This is a genomic window from Streptomyces sp. NPDC088147 (genome assembly GCF_044741565.1).
GTDB lineage: Bacteria > Actinomycetota > Actinomycetes > Streptomycetales > Streptomycetaceae > Streptomyces.
Genome location: NZ_JBIUSY010000002.1, coordinates 30930 through 49577 on the forward strand (window position 1 = coordinate 30930; position 18648 = coordinate 49577).

14 protein-coding genes are annotated in these 18648 nt (G+C 71.7%); 9 read left to right on the forward strand and 5 right to left on the reverse strand.

Translation table 11 applies throughout. The features are described from left to right. The first annotated feature begins 130 nt into the window (after positions 1 to 130). Positions 131 to 784: a TetR/AcrR family transcriptional regulator gene (locus ACIOGX_RS05510; RefSeq protein WP_401910609.1), complete on the forward strand. Its 654-nt coding sequence runs from the start codon at positions 131 to 133 to the stop codon at positions 782 to 784. Positions 785 to 1027: 243 nt separating this feature from the next. On the opposite strand, the gene ACIOGX_RS05515 is transcribed toward ACIOGX_RS05510, so the two are convergent. From ACIOGX_RS05515 to ACIOGX_RS05530, 4 genes are all read right to left on the reverse strand, one after another. After that, positions 1028 to 1915, reverse strand: a complete 888-nt coding sequence (locus tag ACIOGX_RS05515) for a carbohydrate ABC transporter permease (RefSeq protein WP_356508762.1) — start codon at positions 1913 to 1915, stop codon at positions 1028 to 1030. Next, positions 1912 to 3258, reverse strand: coding sequence for a carbohydrate ABC transporter permease (locus ACIOGX_RS05520; RefSeq protein WP_383973634.1), 1347 nt, complete (start codon positions 3256 to 3258; stop codon positions 1912 to 1914). The genes ACIOGX_RS05515 and ACIOGX_RS05520 overlap by 4 nt, the downstream gene beginning before the upstream one ends. Positions 3259 to 3262: 4 nt before the next feature. Next, positions 3263 to 4675, reverse strand: a complete 1413-nt coding sequence (locus ACIOGX_RS05525; RefSeq protein ID WP_401910613.1) for an ABC transporter substrate-binding protein — start codon at positions 4673 to 4675, stop codon at positions 3263 to 3265. A gap of 204 nt (positions 4676 to 4879) precedes the next feature. Beyond that, complete coding sequence (locus ACIOGX_RS05530; RefSeq protein ID WP_401910616.1) at positions 4880 to 8557, reverse strand: FHA domain-containing protein; 3678 nt, start codon at positions 8555 to 8557, stop codon at positions 4880 to 4882. 486 nt (positions 8558 to 9043) lie between these two features. On the opposite strand from ACIOGX_RS05530, the gene ACIOGX_RS05535 reads away from it, so the two are divergent. The 4 genes from ACIOGX_RS05535 to ACIOGX_RS05550 all read left to right on the forward strand — a co-directional run bounded on the left by ACIOGX_RS05535 (position 9044) and on the right by ACIOGX_RS05550 (position 14463). Further along, positions 9044 to 10681: a serine/threonine-protein kinase gene (locus ACIOGX_RS05535; protein ID WP_401767852.1), complete on the forward strand. Its 1638-nt coding sequence runs from the start codon at positions 9044 to 9046 to the stop codon at positions 10679 to 10681. A gap of 149 nt (positions 10682 to 10830) precedes the next feature. Beyond that, entirely contained in the window at positions 10831 to 12078 is a 1248-nt protein-coding gene (locus ACIOGX_RS05540) for a serine/threonine-protein kinase (protein ID WP_356508752.1), read from the forward strand. A gap of 151 nt (positions 12079 to 12229) precedes the next feature. Further along, positions 12230 to 13336, forward strand: coding sequence for a peptide chain release factor 2 (prfB, locus tag ACIOGX_RS05545; RefSeq protein WP_030355145.1), 1107 nt, complete (start codon positions 12230 to 12232; stop codon positions 13334 to 13336). 269 nt (positions 13337 to 13605) lie between these two features. Beyond that, complete coding sequence (locus ACIOGX_RS05550) at positions 13606 to 14463, forward strand: hypothetical protein (protein ID WP_401767849.1); 858 nt, start codon at positions 13606 to 13608, stop codon at positions 14461 to 14463. A 137-nt stretch (positions 14464 to 14600) separates the two neighbouring features. Here ACIOGX_RS05550 and ACIOGX_RS05555 read toward each other — a convergent pair whose 3' ends face one another. Beyond that, positions 14601 to 14795: a hypothetical protein gene (locus tag ACIOGX_RS05555; protein ID WP_030355143.1), complete on the reverse strand. Its 195-nt coding sequence runs from the start codon at positions 14793 to 14795 to the stop codon at positions 14601 to 14603. A 283-nt stretch (positions 14796 to 15078) separates the two neighbouring features. Here ACIOGX_RS05555 and ftsE point away from each other — a divergent pair, with 283 nt between their 5' ends. The 4 genes from ftsE (at position 15079) to smpB (ending at position 18508) form a co-directional block, all read left to right on the forward strand. Beyond that, positions 15079 to 15768, forward strand: coding sequence for a cell division ATP-binding protein FtsE (ftsE, locus tag ACIOGX_RS05560; protein WP_030355142.1), 690 nt, complete (start codon positions 15079 to 15081; stop codon positions 15766 to 15768). A gap of 53 nt (positions 15769 to 15821) precedes the next feature. After that, positions 15822 to 16739: a permease-like cell division protein FtsX gene (gene ftsX, locus ACIOGX_RS05565; RefSeq protein ID WP_129769109.1), complete on the forward strand. Its 918-nt coding sequence runs from the start codon at positions 15822 to 15824 to the stop codon at positions 16737 to 16739. 67 nt (positions 16740 to 16806) lie between these two features. Beyond that, a complete protein-coding gene (locus ACIOGX_RS05570) occupies positions 16807 to 17994 on the forward strand; it encodes a S41 family peptidase (protein ID WP_401910621.1) in 1188 nt (395 codons plus the stop codon). Positions 17995 to 18028: 34 nt separating this feature from the next. Then, positions 18029 to 18508 (forward strand): SsrA-binding protein SmpB, encoded by a 480-nt coding sequence (gene smpB, locus ACIOGX_RS05575; protein ID WP_129769107.1) that lies wholly within the window; start codon positions 18029 to 18031, stop codon positions 18506 to 18508. The last annotated feature ends 140 nt before the right edge of the window (positions 18509 to 18648 follow it).

Sequence of the window (18648 nt, forward strand, 5' to 3'; positions counted from 1 at the left end):
CGCCGGTCGGCGGCATGGGCCGTCCCGGCGACGGAACGGGTACGTATCGTCGTAACGCCAAAGGTAGGACGGAGTACGTCGCAACGCAACCGTGTCGTCGTCACGCCGATCGGCGCTATGCTCGTACGCGATGACTACCGACCCCGCCACCGGCCCCGGCGCCACGGATCCCCGTGGCAAAGCCCCGCGCACCGCTCGACGCGTCCCGGCGGGTGCCGCCGTGCTCCGGGAGGACGTGACCGACGCCATCCGCGCCGCCGTCTTCGAGGAACTGGCCGCCGTCGGCTTCGCCCGGATGTCCATCGAGGGCATCGCGCGCCGGGCCGGGGTCGGCAAGACCGCCGTCTACCGCCGCTGGAAGTCCAAGCTGGAGCTCGTCCTCGATCTGGTCTCCGCCTTCGCGGCGCAGGGGCTGCCCGCCCCCGGGACCGGTTCGCTCCACGGCGATGTGCGCGCCCTGCTCGAAGTGGCCTCACACGCCCTGCGCCACCCGGTGGCGTCGCAGGTCATCCCGGATCTTCTGGTCGAGGCCGCCCGGCACCCCGAGATCTCCGACGCGATCAAGGCGGCGCTGCTCGACGGACAGCGGGGCATCGCCGCGGTGATCGTCCGGGCGGCGGTCGAGCGCGGTGAGCTTCCCGAGGGCGCGGACGCCGACCGGGCGCTGGATCTGATCGTCGGACCGCTCTACTGGCGGCTGGTGGTGGTCAGGAGCGACCTGCCCCCGGGGTATCTGGACGATCTGGCGGCCTCGGCGGTCGCGGCGCTCGGCCACCGCGACTGACCGGCGCCCGCCGGCTGCCCGAGCGGAACGGCCGTCAGAGGGTCCGCCGTCCCGGCGAGGAAGGCAGGGCGTACGACGCGAGGAAGGCATGGCGTACGACCCGCTGCGCCGCCCGCCCGTCGTCGTACGGGCAGAAGCGCCCGCGGAACAGGTGTCCGGCCGGACAGCGCGACGGGGGAGGGCCGGCCGTCCCGCGGCCCGTCCTCCCCCGCCAACACCGTTGCCGGTGGCACTACATGGGCGTTACTTGACGGCTCCCGCCATCACGCCCGTCACGAACTGCCGCTGGAACGCGAAGAACACGACCAGCGGGATGATCATCGACACGAAGGCGCCGGGCGCCAGGACGTCGATGTTGTTGCCGAACTGCCGTACCTGCTGCTGGAGCGCGACGGTGATCGGCGGGTTCTTCGAGTCCGCGAAGATCAGCGCGACCAGCATGTCGTTCCAGACCCAGAGGAACTGGAAGATACCGAGCGAGGCGATCGCCGGACCGCCCAGCGGCATCACGACCCGTAGGAACAGCCGTATCTCGCCCGCCCCGTCGAGCCGCGCGGCCTCCAGCAGCTCCCTCGGGATCTCCGCGAAGAAGTTCCGCAGCAGGAAGATCGCGAAGGGCAGACCGAAGGCGACATGGAAGAGCACCACGCCGAAGGTCGTCTCGAAGATCCCGACGGCGCCGAACAGCTTCGAGACCGGGACCAGCGCCACCTGCACCGGGACCACCAGCAGCCCCACGACCACCAGGAACCACCAGTCGCGCCCCGGGAAGTCCATCCACGCGAAGGCGTATCCGGCGAGCGAGCCGATCACCACGACCAGGAGCGTCGCCGGAACGGTGATCACGATCGTGGAGAGCAGCGAGTTGGTGATGATGTCGTTGTCGAAGAGCCGCGAGTAGTTCTCGGTGGTGAGCTGCGCGGGCGCGGTGAACACCTGCCACCAGCCGCTCGCGCTGATGTCCGTGGCGTCGCGCAGCGAGGAGATCAGCAGACCGATGGTGGGCATCAGCCAGAACAGACCCACCAGGACCAGGAAGACCCGCATCACCCCGCCGCCCGCGCGGGCGGCGATCCGGCCGGCGAGGGGCTGCTTCGCCTTGACCTTGATCGCACCGTCGTTCGTGGTCATCGGCGAGTCTCCCTTCGCATGCGTCGTATGTTGAACAGCATCACCGGGATCACCAGCAGGAGCAGCAGTACGGCGATGGCGCTGCCCACGCCGAGATCCGCGTCCGTACCGAACGACGAGCGGTAGAGCTGGAGCGCCAGCACGTTCGCGTCGTCCTGGGACGAGCCCGGCGCGATGATGAAGACCAGGTCGAAGATCTTCAGCACGTTGATCATCAGCGTGACCATGACGACCGCGAGCACCGGCGCCAGCAGCGGCACGGTGATCCGGCGGAAGACCTGCCACTCCGTGGCCCCGTCCACCCGCGCGGCCTCCATGAGTTCACGGGGCACGCTCGCGAGCCCCGCCGCGATCAGCACCATCGCGAACCCGGCCCACATCCAGATGTAGCTGCCGATGATGGCGGGCGTGACCAGGGAGGGCCCGAGCCAGTCCACGCCGTTGTACGGCTCCCTGAAGTTGGCCTCGGGCAGCCTGAGCTGGGCACCGTCGGCCGCCTCCGGCAGGCTGAACGTACCGTCGGCGCCCGCGGTCGCGGAGGCGACGACCTTGCCGTCCTTGACCGCCTCCACCGTGATGCCCTTGAGGCCCAGTTCCTTGGAGTCGATGACATTGGGCTTGCCGCCGCCGCCCTTGGTGAAGTCCAGCCAGGCGGTGCCGGTGACCCGGCCGTCCGCCGTTTGCGCGGCCTTGGCGGGCGCCGCGTCGGACGGCATCTTCGCGGGCGCCACACCGACCAGCGGGAGCAGGACCTCCGTCCCGGCTCTCACGGGCTCCTTGGTGACGAACGCGCCGCCGCCCGCCGGTTTCAGCGGATGTACCGGCAGCGGACGCGCTCGGGGGAAGCCCGCCGACTCGTTGAACGTGTCGTGCACCCCCACCGCGACCGCGTTGGCGATGCCGCGCTCCGGGTCCTGTTCGTACACGAGCCGGAAGATGATGCCCGACGCGAGCATCGAGATCGCCATCGGCATGAAGATGACGAGCTTGAAGGCCGTGCTCCAGCGCACTCGTTCGGTGAGTACGGCGAAGATCAGCCCGAGCGCGGTGGCGATGGTGGGCGCCACCACCACCCAGATCGCGTTGTTCTTGACCGCGGTCAGGATGGTGTCGTCGGAGAAGAGCTCGATGTAGTTGTCGAGCCCGGCGAAGCTGTCACCGGACTTGTCGAAGAAGGACCGGTAGACCGAGAACCCGATGGGGTAGACCACGAGCGCGCCCAGCAGCACCAGCGCGGGCAGCAGGAAGCCGGCCGCGACCAGTTTGCGTGTGCCTGTCACACTCTTGCGTTTGCCCTTGGCGGGGGGCACCGCCGCGGTGCCCCCCGAGACCGCCGACTTCATCGCGTCAGCTCGTGTACGCCTTGGCCGCGGCCGCCTCCAGCTGCTGCTGGATCGCCGCGACGTCCTTCGGGTTCTTCAGGAAGTCCTGGAGCGCCTTCCACTCGCCCTTGCCGGGGGTACCGCCGAACGACTGCGGCATCTGGTCCGACATGTCGAAGCGGAAGTCGTCGCCCGCGGCGATCAGCGCCTTGGCGATGTCGCGCTGGACGTCGTTCGGGTACGCGGCGGGGTCCAGGGACTTGTTCGGCGAGACGAATCCGCCCGTCTCCGCCCAGATCTTCGCGGCGTCCGTGGACGCCAGGAAGGTCAGCAGCGCCTGCGCGCCCTTGGTGTCCTTGAGCGCCACGGCCGCGTCACCACCGGTCACCACCGGGGCGTCGGGGCCCACCGCGGGGAACGGGAAGACCTTCGCGTCCGTACCGATCTTCGCCTCGGTCTGGCCGATGTTGACGCCGACGAAGTCACCTTCGAAGACCATCGCGCCCTTGGGCTGGTCGCCGCCGGTGAAGGTCTGGGTGACGGAGGCGGGGAACTCCGTCTGGAGCGCGCCGTCCGTACCGCCCGCGATCAGGTTCGGCTTGCCGAAGAGCTGGCCGAGCGTGGTCAGCGCGTCCTTCACGGAGCCGTCGGTCCACTTGATCTCGTGCTTGGCGAGCTGGTCGTACTTCTCCGGGCCCGCCTGGGAGAGATAGATGTTCTCGAACCAGTCGGTGAGCGTCCAGCCGTCCGCGCCCGCGACCGAGACCGGGGTGACACCCGAGGCCGAGATCGTCTCGGCCGTCTTCAGCAGGTCCTGCCAGGTCTTGGGGGCCACGGCGCCCGCGTTCTCGAACGCGGCGTTGTTGTACCAGACCAGCGACTTGTTGGCGGCCTTGAAGTACACGCCGTACTGCGTGCCGTCCACCGCGCCGAGGTCCTGCCAGCCCTTGCTGTAGTTCTTCGCGAGCTGGGCCTTGGCCTCGGCGCCGGCCGGCTTGGCCCACTTCTTCTCCACGGCCTGCTGGATGGCGCCGACCTGCGGCAGCATCGCGACATCCGGCGGGCTGCCACCGGCTATCTTCGTCCCGAGGAAGTTGACGATCGGGTCCTGCGCGGGGACGAACGTGACCGTCGCGCCGGTGCGCTTCTCGAACTCGCTGAGGACCTTGGTGAAGTTCTCCTGCTCGGGGCCGGTCCAGACGGCCGCGACCTGGATCGTCTCGCCGTTCAGCTTGGGCAGCTGGACCGTGGCCGCGGGTGCCTTGCTCGCGCTGTCGCCCGAGCCCTTGTCGTCGCTGGAATCGCCGCCGCAGCCGCTGAGGGCCACGGCGCCGACGGCGACGATCGCCACCGCGGCCCGGCGCGTGCCGAGCCCGTTCCTGCCGAGCCCGCTCCTGTCGGTCCCAAGAGCCTTGTTAGCTCTACGAGTTGTGCGCATCACTGCCCCGTCTCTCCCGTGTGCGTACGGATCTACGCAAGCGGGACCGGCGTCGCGGCCGTGACGTGGCAGCGCTGCACTCGTCCCGTGCGCACAGTCCTACGCCGCGTGGGAGGGCGCCGCAATAGCCTTCCCGGTCCCGGACCGTTGATCGTGATGGGCTCGTGACGTGCCACGACGGACGTATGCCCTGTCCGGGGATCTTCAGGGGTGAGCCGGGGTCAGTGGTGCGACGGGTACGGCATCGACGGATCGGGCGGCCCGTTCGAGAGCGCTCGCGAGCAGCGCCAGATCCGTCGGACCGTTGCCCAGCTCCCGCACCGGCCGGCGGGCCGGCGGGTCGCCCATCCGCTCCCACTCCAGGGGGACGACCGTGGGCCGCAGCGTCGCCGTACGCGGGATACGGCCGGTGACCCGCCCGCCCTGGAACGGTGTGACCCGGCCGTCCGGATGGCCGAGCCTGCCGCGGCCGGGCGCCGGATCGTCCGGGGACGGCGCGACGGGCGGCGCGTCCAGCACGACCCGCAGCCGCGCGCCCTGGGCCAGCTCCGTGTCGACCGTACGGTCGGGGCGGGCCGAGGTGGCCACCAGATGGACGCCGAGCCGCTCGCCCTCCCTGGCCACGGCCTCCAGGGCCCGTACGACCGAACCGGCCGCGGGCCGGCCGGGACTGCCGAGCGCGGGCGCGACCAGGGCGTCGAAGTCGTCGACCAGCACGATGAGCCGGGGGAGAGGCGCGGGGTCCTGGGGCTGCTGCCGGGTCCCCGGCTGTTCCGTACGGGCCGAGGTGGTCCTGAGCCGGAGCGTGCCGCTCGCGTGCGGGTCCGCGTCGCCGCGGTGCGGATCGCCGCGGTGCGGGTCGGTCCGGTACTGGTCGGGGTGGTGCTGGTCCGTACCGTACGGATCGGTCGCGCGCGGATCGCCTCCGCGCTGATCGGGTCCGCGCTGATCGGGTCCACGCTGATCGGGTCCACGCTCGGGGCGGGACTCGCCGCGCCTGCCCGCGCGCTGCTCGGCGGCGCCCGGCACGCGCTGGCCGACTATCCGCTCCGCCACCTCGTGCCGGTTGTGCCACTCCGTGAAGTCGAGCCGTCCCAGCAGCTCGGCCCGGCGCTTCAGCTCGGCCCCCAGCGCCTGGGCGAACTGCCGCATCCTGACCGGGTCGGAGGCGATCAAATGCTCGGTCACATGGGGCAGTTCCGTACAGACGGACAGCCCCTCGCCGCGCTCGCCCCCGGCGCCGTCGACCAGCAGCAGCCCCAGCCGGTCGGGCCGGCCGGCGGCGGCCAGCGAGGCGGCGACGGAGCGCAGCAGCTCCGTACGGCCGCTTCCCGCCGGGCCCTCGATCAGCAGATGCGGGCCCTCTTCGGTCAGATCGACGCTCACCGGGCCGCGCGGACCGGCGCCCAGGACCGCCGTGCAGTCGCCGGTGCGGTCGGCGGCCGACGCCCACCGGGCCATCAGGGACGCCGGGGTGGCCCGCGCCAGCCCCAGCTCGTCGAGCAGCCGGGCCGAGCGCGGGAGCGCCGCCGCGGGCCGTCCCCGGCCGCCGCCCCCCGACGCGCGCAGCGGCGCCAGCGCCCGCCCGAAGCGGTCCGCCCAGGCCGCCGAGACCGCGTCCACGACGGCGACCGTGCCATGCCCGGCGGGCTGCCCCACCGCCGTACGCAGCAGCCGCAGCGCGGTCGCCACATCACCGCTCAGCAGGGCGACGGCCCCGCACTCGCGGAAGGGGAGCGAGGCCGCGCACGCCGTCTCATAGGTCGCGGCGATCGGGGAGAGGGGCGAGGCGGCGTCCGTCTCGGCGAGACAGATGACATGGACGCCCGCCGCCGCGCCCGCGCCCGCCAGCTGCGCCGCCGACTCGCGCAGCGCGGCGGTCCCGGGGTCGCCGTCGACGATCACGACCGTGTACGGGCCGTCATGGCGGGCGGCGGCCTCCGTGATGGTCCACGGGTCGGCCGAGGCCCAGCCGGGCCCCATGGGGCCGTCGTCGAGCCGCCGGGTCAGCTCGGCGGTCCTGGCCGTCGCCTGCTCGCGGTCGTAGGCGAGCAGCAGCCGGCAGTCCTGGCCGTGGGCGGGCCGCACATGCGGCAGCCAGCCGAGCCAGCCCCAGTCCCGTCTGCGCTCCTCCAGGCTTCTCGTACGGTCCGTGCTGATCAGCACGATCTCCAGATCGGCGGGGGAGTGCAGCGCGGCGAGCTGCGCCACGACCGCCCTGGCCAGCCCCGCCAGCCGCTCCCTGGGGCCCGCGAGACCGAGCGACCCGGCCTCGCGCAGGCCGACGGTGACCGGTACGGAGGGCACCGGTCCGCCGCCGTCCGGGGCGGACCTGTCGGCCGTGCCGAGCCGTACGGTGAGCGCCTCGGGATGGCGGCTGTCCCGCTCCCACAGCCGGGGGCCGGGGCCCAGCGCCGTCAGCAGGATCGCGGCCGGATCGGGCCAGGTCTCCGCGCGCGGGGCGCGCCCGGCCGTACCGGCGGCGGGCAGCGGGCCTGGGCCGGACTCCGGCAGCTCCTCGCCGCGGCTTCCGGTGAGCCGCCGGGCCCAGGCGCCTATGCCGCCACGCCGCCTGGCCGCGGCGTCGGGTGCCTCGGTCCCGCGCGGGGGCGTGGCCTGCCGCCGCGAACCGGAGGTCCTGCTGTGCGACTGCGGCCCGTCGTCGGTGCCGCGCGCGTCCACGCCCCCGGCGCCCGCGACCGCGCCGGTCCCGTACGCCGGGTCCGGCGCCGCGGCCCTGCTGTGCGTGCCGTCGGGAGAGCCCGCCGTCGGGCGGCTGCCGAAGTGCGTGTCGGCGCTGCGGGGGTCGGGCACGCGCGGGGCGCCCGGGGGGTTGCCGTACTGCGGGCCCAGGACCCGGCTGGACGCGCCGGAGGGAACGGAGCCGCCGTACGCGCGGGGCGTATGACCCTCGCCACGGCTCCGGGTCTCCTCGGCCGGGGCCTCGCCCGGTCCTGCCCCCGGCGCAGGGGCGCCGGGTGCGGCCGGGCCGTGGGCGGGGGCGGGCTCGCGCCGCCCGCCGCCGTACTGCGGACCCGGCGAGGCGCCCGCGGGCCCGTACGAGGAACCGTCCGTCGCGTAACCGCCGGTGCCGTACGCGCCCGTCTCCGGACCGGCGCCGGTGGCAGCCGTCGCGCCGCCCTCGCCGCGGACCGGGGCGTGGTCCTCCGACGAGCGGTACGCCGCACCGTCCTGGCCGCTGTCCGCGCCGTGCGGGAGCGGGCCCCGGCCGTCCTTGCCCGGCCGGACGATCCGCAGATGGCCCTCGCCGTCCGGCGCCGTCGGCAGCGTGGCCGTACGGGACCCGACCGTGAGCCGGAGGGCGGACTCCCCGAGCCGCAGCAGCGCGCCGGGCGCCAGCGGGACCGGCCGGCCGCCCACCGCGACGCCTTCCAGCGTCGTCCCGTTCGTGGAAGAGAGGTCCGCGACCGAGACCCGGCCGTCCTCGCCGACCGTCACCGCGCAGTGCAGCCGTGAGACGTCCGGGTCGTCCAGCGGCACATCGGCCTCCGCGGAGCGGCCGATTCTGATCTGTCCGCCGTGCAGCAGATGCACCCCGCCGGCGTCGGGGCCCGCGACGACATGGAGCTGGGCCGGGACGTCGTCGGCCGGGGCGTCGTCCTCGCCGGGGACCTGGAGCGAGAGCACCGCGCCGTCGATCAGCGGCGGCTCGCCGAGGGTGCGGCGCTGGGCGTCGAGCCGCTCGCGGCCCGCGTACAGGACGACGGCGCCGGAGGAGGCGTCGAGGCCCGAGACGGCCGTGGCGAGCCCGGAGGCGACGGCGGCCAGCGCCGTCCCTGCCGGGGCGGTGACGAGCACGTCGCACGCGCGCACGGCGGCGTGGCCGCCGCGCGGCGCGAGGACGGTCAGCCGGATCTGCATCGCCGTCAGCGGTCCCTTCTGCGCGGGGTGCCCGACAGAGGAATACCCGCTGATCTCCCCCCACCGCGCACGGACGCGTCGTCCGGTACAGGTCGGCACGGGGCGGTGTGAAATCCCCACTCCACACGTCACGTGCTGGGGGCATCCTCGCACCTGCCACTGACAACACGCCCGGGTACCGACGACAAGTGATCTTGAATAGTCGGCTGTTGGCGCAAAAGTACCTGCTTGGGAACGGCTTCGAGACGCCTCGGGACCGGGTGTGATGTCGTCCGCACCGCACTTCCGCAACCATCCGTACGATGCGTACGTCTTTCTTCCGAACCCGACCGGACCCGGGCCGGGTCGGGTCGGGACCGTATCCGAGCGGGATCGGAGCGGACCGGAAGAGGACGGGCGGGTGACTTGCGGGGCCCGTCTAGAGTGGGTCGGAGACCCGGCGGGGCCGGGGGACGAGATGACCACGACCAGCAGGGAGCGCATGACGTGCGGCCGGTAGGCAGCAAGTACCTGCTCGAGGAGCCGCTGGGACGCGGCGCCACGGGCACCGTCTGGCGAGCCCGTCAGCGTGAGACCGCGGGAGCCGAGGCGGCCGTGGCCGGCCAGCCCGGCGAGACCGTCGCGATCAAGGTCCTCAAGGAGGAGCTGGCGAACGACGCGGATGTCGTGATGCGCTTCCTGCGCGAACGCTCCGTACTGCTCCGCCTCACCCACCCCAATATCGTGCGCACCCGCGACCTGGTGGTCGAGGGCGATCTCCTCGCGCTCGTCATGGATCTGGTCGACGGCCCCGACCTGCACCGCTATCTGCGCGAGAACGGGCCGTTCAGCCCCGTCGCGGCGGCTCTGCTGACCGCCCAGATCGCGGACGCGCTCGCCGCCAGCCACGCGGACGGCGTCGTGCACCGCGACCTCAAGCCCGCCAACGTCCTGCTCAGGAACGACGGCGAGCGGCTGCACCCGATGCTCACCGACTTCGGTATCGCGCGCCTCGCGGACTCCCCGGGACTGACCCGCACGCACGAGTTCGTCGGCACCCCCGCCTATGTCGCGCCGGAGTCCGCCGAGGGCCGTCCGCAGACCTCCGCCGTCGACATCTACGGCGCGGGCATCCTGCTGTACGAACTGGTCACGGGACGCCCGCCGTTCGCCGGCGCGACCGCGCTCGAAGTGCTCCAGCGCCACCTCAGCGAGGAGCCGCGCCGCCCCACCACCGTGCCCGAGCCGCTGTGGACGGTCATCGAGCGCTGCCTGCGCAAGGACCCGGACCAGCGGCCGAGCGCCGAGAACCTCGCCCGCGGACTGCGGACCGTCGCCGCCGGTGTCGGCGTGCACTCCACGCCCGCCCAGGTCGACGCCGCGCTCGGCGTCGGCGCGCTCCTCGCGCCCGACCCGGCGCCCGCGCCCGTGCCCGACACACCGGGCGCTGCCGACCCGACGCAGGTCCTGCCGAGCAACGCCGGCTCGTACGACCCGAACGCGGCGACCAGCGTCATGCCGTCCACCGGTCCCGGCGGCGGCCCCGGTCACGGCCCCGGTGCCGCCGACCCCACCGCGGTCATGCCGCCCGTACCGGTGGACCCCGAGGGCCCGCACCCCTGGCAGGGCCAGATGCGGGCCGCCCGCGACCGCAACGAGCAGACGCAGGTCCAGTACCTCGACCCGAGCCAGGACCCGCTGCGCCGCCGCCCGCAACGACAGCCCCAGCACCCGCCCCAGCAGCCCCCCGGGCATCAGCGGTCCTCGCAGCCGCCCCAGCGCCAGCAGCGGTACGCGCCGCCCCCGCAGCAGCAACAGCCGTACGCTCCGGCGCCGCGCCAGCAGTACGCGCCCCCGCAGCCGCCGCCCCAGCAGCCGCAGGCACCGGCCCCCCGCCAGCAGCGCGAGCCGCGCCCGCCCCGCCAGCGCAACGCCAACCCGATGCGGATCCCCGGCCTGGGCTGCCTCAAGGGCTGTCTCTTCACGCTGGTCCTGCTCTTCGTCGCGGGCTGGCTCATCTGGGAACTGACGCCGCTTCAGGACTGGGTGGCCCAGGGCCAGAGCTACTGGACCGCGATCGGTGACGCGATCTCGACGGTGACGGACTGGATCTCGGAACTGGGCGGCACGAGCTCGGGACAGTGACGGGGGCACGCGTGGCCGGGGGATGAGGGACGTATCCCCCGGATCGTGCTATTTCCCCCGCCGGAGCGGGTGACGGTGCCGACCAGGGCACGGAACACCCCGATACCCGCGTACTTTGAGGGGCAACGCCAGCCGCTGAGGGAGCAGTCTTGGCACGGAATATCGGCAGCCGGTACACCGCCCACCAGATCCTGGGACGGGGCAGCGCCGGCACGGTGTGGCTCGGGGAAGGCCCCGAGGGCCCCGTCGCCATCAAACTGTTGCGCGAGGACCTCGCGTCGGACCAGGAACTGGTCGGACGCTTCGTCCAGGAGCGCACCGCCCTGCTCGGACTCGACCACCCCCGGGTGGTCGCCGTCCGGGACCTCGTGGTGGACGGCAACGACCTCGCGCTCGTCATGGAGCTGGTCCGCGGAACGGATCTCCGTACCCGCCTCGACCGCGAGCGCCGCCTCGCCCCCGAGGCCGCGGTCGCGATCATCGCGGATGTCGCCGACGGGCTCGCCGCCGCGCACGCCGCGGGCGTCGTCCACCGCGACGTCAAGCCCGAGAACATCCTGCTCGACATGGAGGGCCCGCTCGGCCCCGGCGGCGCGCACCCCGCGCTGCTCACCGACTTCGGTGTGGCCAAGCTCATCGACACCCCCCGGCGCACCAAGGCGTCCAAGATCATCGGCACCCCCGACTATCTGGCCCCCGAGATCGTGGAGGGCCTGCCGCCGCGCGCGGCCGTCGACATCTACGCGCTGGCCACCGTCCTGTACGAGCTCCTCGCGGGCTTCACCCCGTTCGGCGGCGGCCACCCCGGCGCCGTGCTGCGCCGGCATGTGACCGAGACCGTCGTACCGCTGCCCGGTATCCCCGAGGAGCTGTGGCAGCTGCTCGTCCAGTGCCTGGCGAAGGCCCCGGCCTCCCGGCTGCGCGCCTCGGAGCTGGCGGCGCGGCTGCGGGAACAGCTGCCGACGCTCGCGGGCATCCCGCCGCTGGACGTGGACGAGCCGGACGCGGAGCCCGCGGAGCGGCCGTACGAACCGGATTCGCCGGCGACGTCCGCGCCGTCGGCCTCCGAGGAGCCGCGCCGCCGGGGAGCGGTGCCGCTCGTCCCCGGCGCGGTGCCCGACTCCAACCGCGACACGCATACGAGCATGCGGGTGCCGGGACCGGACGAACTGGCGGGCGGGGCGCGCGGCACGGCGCGGGCGCCGCGGTCTCCGGGGCAGCGGCGGCCGGGATCGGCGCGGCACAAGGCGGAGGCGGTGCGGAAGCGCCGGATCACGCTGGGGGCGATGGCGGTGCTGCTGGTCGCGGCGGTGGGCGTGGGGGGCTGGCTGGCGCTGGGCGAGGACGGCGCGGAGGCGCCCCGGGACTCCCAGCGGACGACGTCGCCGTCGCCGTAGCGCCTCCCGGCGGGGGCGTGGTGCGGGTACGGGCCGGTGGTCGCCCCGTCCTGTCGCGGGGCGCGGGCCGGGGTGGGGTGCCGGTGCGTTCCGGGCGCGGTCTCTCCGATGGCGAACCGAGCCCTCAAAAAACAGGGGTTACGCTGGTGCCGTGGCAGTCGTCGATGTATCCGAAGAGCTGAAGTCCCTCTCCTCGACCATGGGGTCGATCGAGGCCGTCCTGGACCTCGACAAACTGAGGGCCGACATCGCCGTGCTCGAGGAGCAGGCCGCGGCCCCGTCCCTCTGGGACGACCCCGAGGCGGCGCAGAAGATCACCAGCAAGCTTTCGCACTTGCAGGCCGAGGTCCGTAAGACCGAGGCGCTGCGTGGGCGCATCGACGACCTGGAAGTGCTCTTCGAGCTGGCCGAGGCCGAGGATGACGCGGACACCCGCGCCGAGGCCGAGTCCGAGTTGCTGTCGGTCAAGAAGGCGCTGGACGAGATGGAGGTCCGTACCCTCCTCTCGGGCGAGTACGACGAGCGCGAGGCGCTCGTCAATATCCGCGCCGAGGCCGGTGGCGTGGACGCCGCGGACTTCGCCGAGCAGCTTCAGCGCATGTATCTGCGCTGGGCCGAGCGGCACGGCTACCCGACGGAGGTCTACGAGACCTCGTACGCGGAGGAGGCCGGCATCAAGTCGACCATCTTCGTCGTCAAGGCGCCGTACGCCTACGGCACGCTCTCCGTGGAGCAGGGCACCCACCGTCTCGTCCGGATCTCTCCGTTCGACAACCAGGGCCGCCGGCAGACCTCGTTCGCGGGTGTCGAGGTGCTCCCCGTGGTGGAGTCCAGCGATCATGTCGAGATCGACGAGTCCGAGCTGCGCGTGGATGTCTACCGCGCCTCGGGGCCCGGCGGACAGGGCGTCAACACCACTGACTCCGCGGTGCGTATCACGCATATCCCGACCGGCATCGTGGTGTCCTGCCAGAACGAGCGCTCCCAGATCCAGAACAAGGCGAGCGCCATGAACGTCCTCCAGGCGAAGCTGCTCGAACGCCGCCGTCAGGAGGAGCAGGCCCGGATGGACGCGCTCAAGGGTGACGGCGGCAACTCCTGGGGCAACCAGATGCGTTCCTACGTTCTGCACCCCTACCAGATGGTCAAGGACCTGCGGACGGAGTTCGAGGTCGGTAATCCGCAGGGTGTGCTCGACGGCGAGATCGACGGATTCCTGGAAGCCGGAATTCGCTGGCGCAAGCAGCAGGACAAGTAAATTCGCGCTTTGTCGACAAGGGAACTGCCGTTCGTAGGGCGGCAGTTCCCTTTTACGTCACAGTTGCATCCCCGCATGCCGGACAACCCACGCGATATCGGTCATCGCACGCGCAACGACCTTGACGCGTATATGAAAACCGGCGACGCTGGCGCGTGGCATGCGTAATTCGGGGCGCGTGAGACCGGGGGCGGAGTACGCGAACCCCCAGCGGCCGCTGCCCCGGACGCTGCACCACTGACGAATGAGCTACTGGGGGTAGCAGCCAGATGACCAAGAAGACGCGGATCCGCGTGGCACGTGTGGCGGCCGGCGCGGTGATCGCCGCGGGCGCCTCGCTGACCATCGCGGGCGCCGCTCAGGCCGTTGGTATCGGCGTGTCCACTCCGATCGCCGATGTCGGCCTGGGTATCGGTAACGACGACACCACGGGTGGCACCACGGACGGGGGCACCACCGACGGCGGCGCGACGGTCGGCACGACCGTGGGCGGCACCACGGACGGTGGGACGACCGACGGTGGGACGACCGACGGTGGCACCACCGACGGTGGTACGACGGACGGCGGGACCACCGATGGTGGGACCACGGACGGTGGCACGACCGACGGCGGCACCACCGATGGTGGGACCACGGACGGTGGTACGACCGACGGTGGTACGACGGACGGCGGGACCACCGATGGTGGGACCACGGACGGTGGGACGACCGACGGCGGCACCACGGACGGTGGCACCACCGATGGCGGGACCACCGATGGTGGGACGACCGACGGTGGTACGACGGACGGCGGGACCACCGATGGTGGGACCACGGACGGTGGGACGACCGACGGTGGCACCACCGATGGCGGGACCACGGACGGTGGCAGCACGGACGGCGGGACCACCACCGGCGGTGGCAGCGACGGCGGAGCGACCGGTGGCGCGACCACGGGTGGCGACAACACCGACACCGACAGTGTCGGCTCGCAGCCGGTCGAGCAGGGTGCGGCCAAGGAGGAGCTGGCGGAGACCGGCGCCGCCGAGACCACGTTCCTGCTGATCGGTGCCGCGACCATGATCGCCGGTGGCATCGGCTTCCGGATGCTGCCGCGTCTGGTCGGCGGCGGCCGTACGGCCGTCTGAACGGTGTAGTACGGACCACACCGCGGTCCACACCGTAGGCACATGAAAATGAGGGGCTCGGACACCTGTCAGGCGTCCGGGCCCCTCATTCGTGGGTTTCGTGGGTCCGGGGGTCGTTCAGGTCCTCGGGGCGGAGGTCACGCGGGCTGATACGCGGCCATCAGCGCCACCGCCGCGACGAGCACCACCAGCAGGGTGAGCAGCGCCACCGGGCTCAGGCCACCCAGGGGGCCCTGCTGCTGAAGACGCTCCCTGTTGGCGCGGCACACGCGGCAGCGGCCCTCGCTGACGGGTCCCGCGCAGTTGGCGCACACCAGTCTGTCGTAGGTCATGCGCATTCCTCCTCACCGCGCGGCGGAGCCGCAGCCAGTGTCTCTCCGCTCAACGCTCCGGGAAACACGACCGTTCCCCCCTCCACTCTGCCAGTTCCCGGCCGTTTCGGCGCGGTCGGCCGGATTCCTGGTGGACCTCACCGCTGGCGGCCCGGTGCCATCCGTGATAAATCGGCCCAAGCCCGTCCCCGGGCACTGTTCCAACAACGGACGCGGACTGCGCGCGGCAGCGCGGTTCGCGTAAGGTCTCGCTCACCTACTCCCGGCCGACCGTGGTGCACCCGTGATCCGATTCGACAACGTCTCCAAGACCTACCCGAAACAGAACAGCCCCGCTCTGCGTGATGTCTCCCTCGAGATCGAGAAGGGCGAGTTCGTCTTCCTCGTCGGCTCGTCCGGTTCCGGAAAGTCGACCTTCCTGAGACTGCTTCTGCGCGAGGAGCGCGCCAGCCACGGCATGGTGCATGTCCTCGGCAAGGACCTCGCGCGCCTGTCCAACTGGAAGGTGCCGCAGATGCGCCGCCAGCTGGGCACCGTCTTCCAGGACTTCCGGCTGCTACCGAACAAGACCGTGGCGCAGAACGTCGCGTTCGCGCAGGAGGTCATCGGCAAGTCCCGCGGCGAGACCCGCAAATCCGTACCGCAGGTCCTCGATCTCGTCGGCCTCGGCGGCAAGGAGGACCGGATGCCCGGTGAACTGTCCGGCGGTGAGCAGCAGCGCGTCGCGATCGCGCGGGCCTTCGTCAACCGTCCCATGCTGCTGATCGCGGACGAACCGACCGGCAACCTCGACCCGCAGACCTCGGTCGGGATCATGAAGTTGCTGGACCGCATCAACCGCACCGGTACCACCGTCGTGATGGCGACCCACGACCAGAACATCGTCGACCAGATGCGCAAGCGTGTGATCGAGCTGGAGAAGGGCCGTCTCGTGCGCGACCAGGCACGCGGCGTCTACGGCTACCAGCACTGAGCGTTGAGCACACCGAGTACCGAGCACTGAGTACCGAAAGCTGAAAGGACGCCATGCGCGCCCAGTTCGTCCTGTCGGAGATCGGCGTCGGTCTTCGCCGAAATCTCACGATGACCTTCGCGGTCATCGTCTCCGTAGCCCTCTCGCTCGCCCTGTTCGGCGGCGCGCTGCTCATGCGCGAGCAGGTCAGCGTGATGAAGGACTACTGGTACGACAAGGTCAATGTCTCCATCTTCCTCTGCAACAAGAACGACGCGGCGACCGCGCCCCAGTGCGCCAAGGGCTCGGTCACCAGCCAGCAGAGGCAGCAGATCGAGGCCGATCTGAAGAAGATGGACCTCGTCGAGACGGTCCACCACGAGACGGCCGACGAGGCGTACAAGCACTACAAGGAGCGCTACGGCGACACCCCGCTCGCCGCCACGATCACCCCGGACCAGATGCCGGAGTCCTTCCGCGTGAAGCTCGAGGACCCCGAGAAGTACAAGGTGGTGGCGACGGCCTTCGCGGGCCGGGACGGGGTCGAGTCCGTCCAGGACCAGCGGAACATCCTGCAGAACCTCTTCGACCTGATGAACGGCATGAATATCGCGGCGCTCTGTGTGATGGCGCTGATGCTGGTCATCGCGCTGATGCTGATCGTGAACACCGTTCGCGTATCGGCGTTCAGCCGGCGCCGGGAGACCGGGATCATGCGGCTCGTCGGCGCCTCCAGTTTCTATATCCAGATGCCGTTCATCATGGAGGCCGCGTTCGCCGGACTGATCGGTGGTGTGGTCGCCTGCGCCATGCTGCTGGCGGGCCGCTACTTCCTGATCGACAACGGTCTCGCGCTCGCCCAGAAGATGGAACTCGTCAACTTCATCGGCTGGGACGCGGTGCTCGCCAAGCTTCCGCTGGTGCTCGCGATCGGTCTGCTGATGCCCGCCGTGGCCGCTTTCGTCGCGCTGCGCAAGTACCTCCGGGTGTGACAAGCGCCCCTGGCGCGGAGGCGTCAAGCACCGTTCTGCCGTTCGGTGTTGTCCTAGACTCAACCTCATGTCGGGTTCCGAGTTGCACCAGTTGCACCGAACGTCCCGCGGTGTACGCCGCGGGGCCGCCCTGACATTGCTCTTCGCGGGGGTGCTCGGCACCGCCGCGGCGACGGGCCTCCTGCCGTACGGCGAGGAGGACGCGCCCCGCGTGCTCACCCGGCCCGTGGCGTCGACGGCCGACCGCGACGAGGTCGCCAGGGCCGCCGCCGAGGCCATGGCCAACGGAAAATCCGGTACGGAAGCGGCCGAGGAGGTCGTCAGCCGCAGCGGCGACCGCTGGGGCTCGGTGTACGACAAGAGCGAGTACGAGGAGTTCCAGCAGGCCCTGGACGGCTCGTACACCGGCGTCGGGCTGTGGGCGAGACGTACCGCCGACGGTCTGGTCGAGGTCACCCGGGTCCACCCCGGCGGTCCCGCGCAGCGGGCCGGTATCGGGCCGGGCGACATCATCAGGGACATCGACGGCCGCGGCATCAGGAAGCGGCCCGTCACGGAGGTCATGGCGCTGCTGCGCGGCGGGGGGAAGAGCGACGGCGCGTCCGTCGTCGGCACCACCGTCGCGCTCGGACTGGAGCGGGACGGCCACCGCTGGACGGAGAGCCTGCGCCGCGCCCGGCTCACCACCGAATCCGTCACGGTCGACACGATCGAGGGCGGCGCGCTGCGGATCACGGTGGACGCGTTCACCAAGGGGACGGGCCAGCGGGTACGGGACGCGGTCAGCGCCGCGCCGAAGGGCGCGGGCGTCCTGCTCGACCTGCGGGGCAACGCGGGCGGACTGGTCGCCGAGGCCGTCACCGCCGCCTCCGCCTTCCTCGACGGCGGTCTGGTCGCCACGTACGACATAAGGGGCGAGGAGCGGGCGCTGTACGCGGATCCCGGCGGCGACACCGGCCGCCCGGTGGTGGTGCTGGTGGACGGCGGCACGATGAGCGCGGCCGAACTGCTCACCGGCGCCCTCCAGGACCGCGGCCGGTCCGTCACCGTCGGCTCGCGCACCTTCGGCAAGGGCTCGGTCCAGATGCCGAGCGCGCTTCCCGACGGCTCCGTCGCCGAGCTGACCGTCGGCACGTACCGCACCCCGGCCGGCCATGGGGTCGACGGCCGCGGCGTCACCCCGGATCTCCAGGTGAGCGACGGCGCCCAGGAGCGGGCGAGGTCGGTACTGAGCGGGCTCGGCAGCGCGGAGTAAAGAAGTTGCGCCGGGGTGAGAAAATGGCGGGACTATGGCTAAGGAAACTGGGCGCAAACTGATCGCGCAGAACAAGAAGGCGCGGCACGACTACCTCATTATCGACACGTATGAGTGCGGTCTCGTGCTGACGGGTACCGAGGTGAAGTCCCTGCGCCAGGGGCGGGCCTCCCTGGTGGACGGATTTGTCCAGATCGACGGACACGAGGCGTGGCTGCACAACGTCCATGTGCCGGAGTACACGCAGGGGACCTGGACCAACCACTCCGCCCGGCGCAAGCGGAAGCTGCTGATGCACCGGGTCGAGATCGACAAGCTGGAGTCCAAGTCGCAGGAGACGGGTCACACGATCGTGCCTCTCGCGCTGTACTTCAAGGACGGCCGGGCGAAGGTCGAGATCGCGCTGGCGAAGGGCAAGAAGGAGTACGACAAGCGGCAGACGCTGCGCGAGAAGCAGGACCGGCGCGAGACCGACCGGGCGATCTCGGCGGCGAAGCGGCGCCAGCGGGCCTGACCGGACACGTCGGCTCTCCCGGGTCGGCGCCGCTTCGGCCGGGCCGCGGTGGAATGGGCTGGCACCGTCGTGCGTTGGTCACGTACGATGGGTCCCGCACCTCACAGCGGGTGCGCGCTCGAAAATGAGCATGTTTGAAA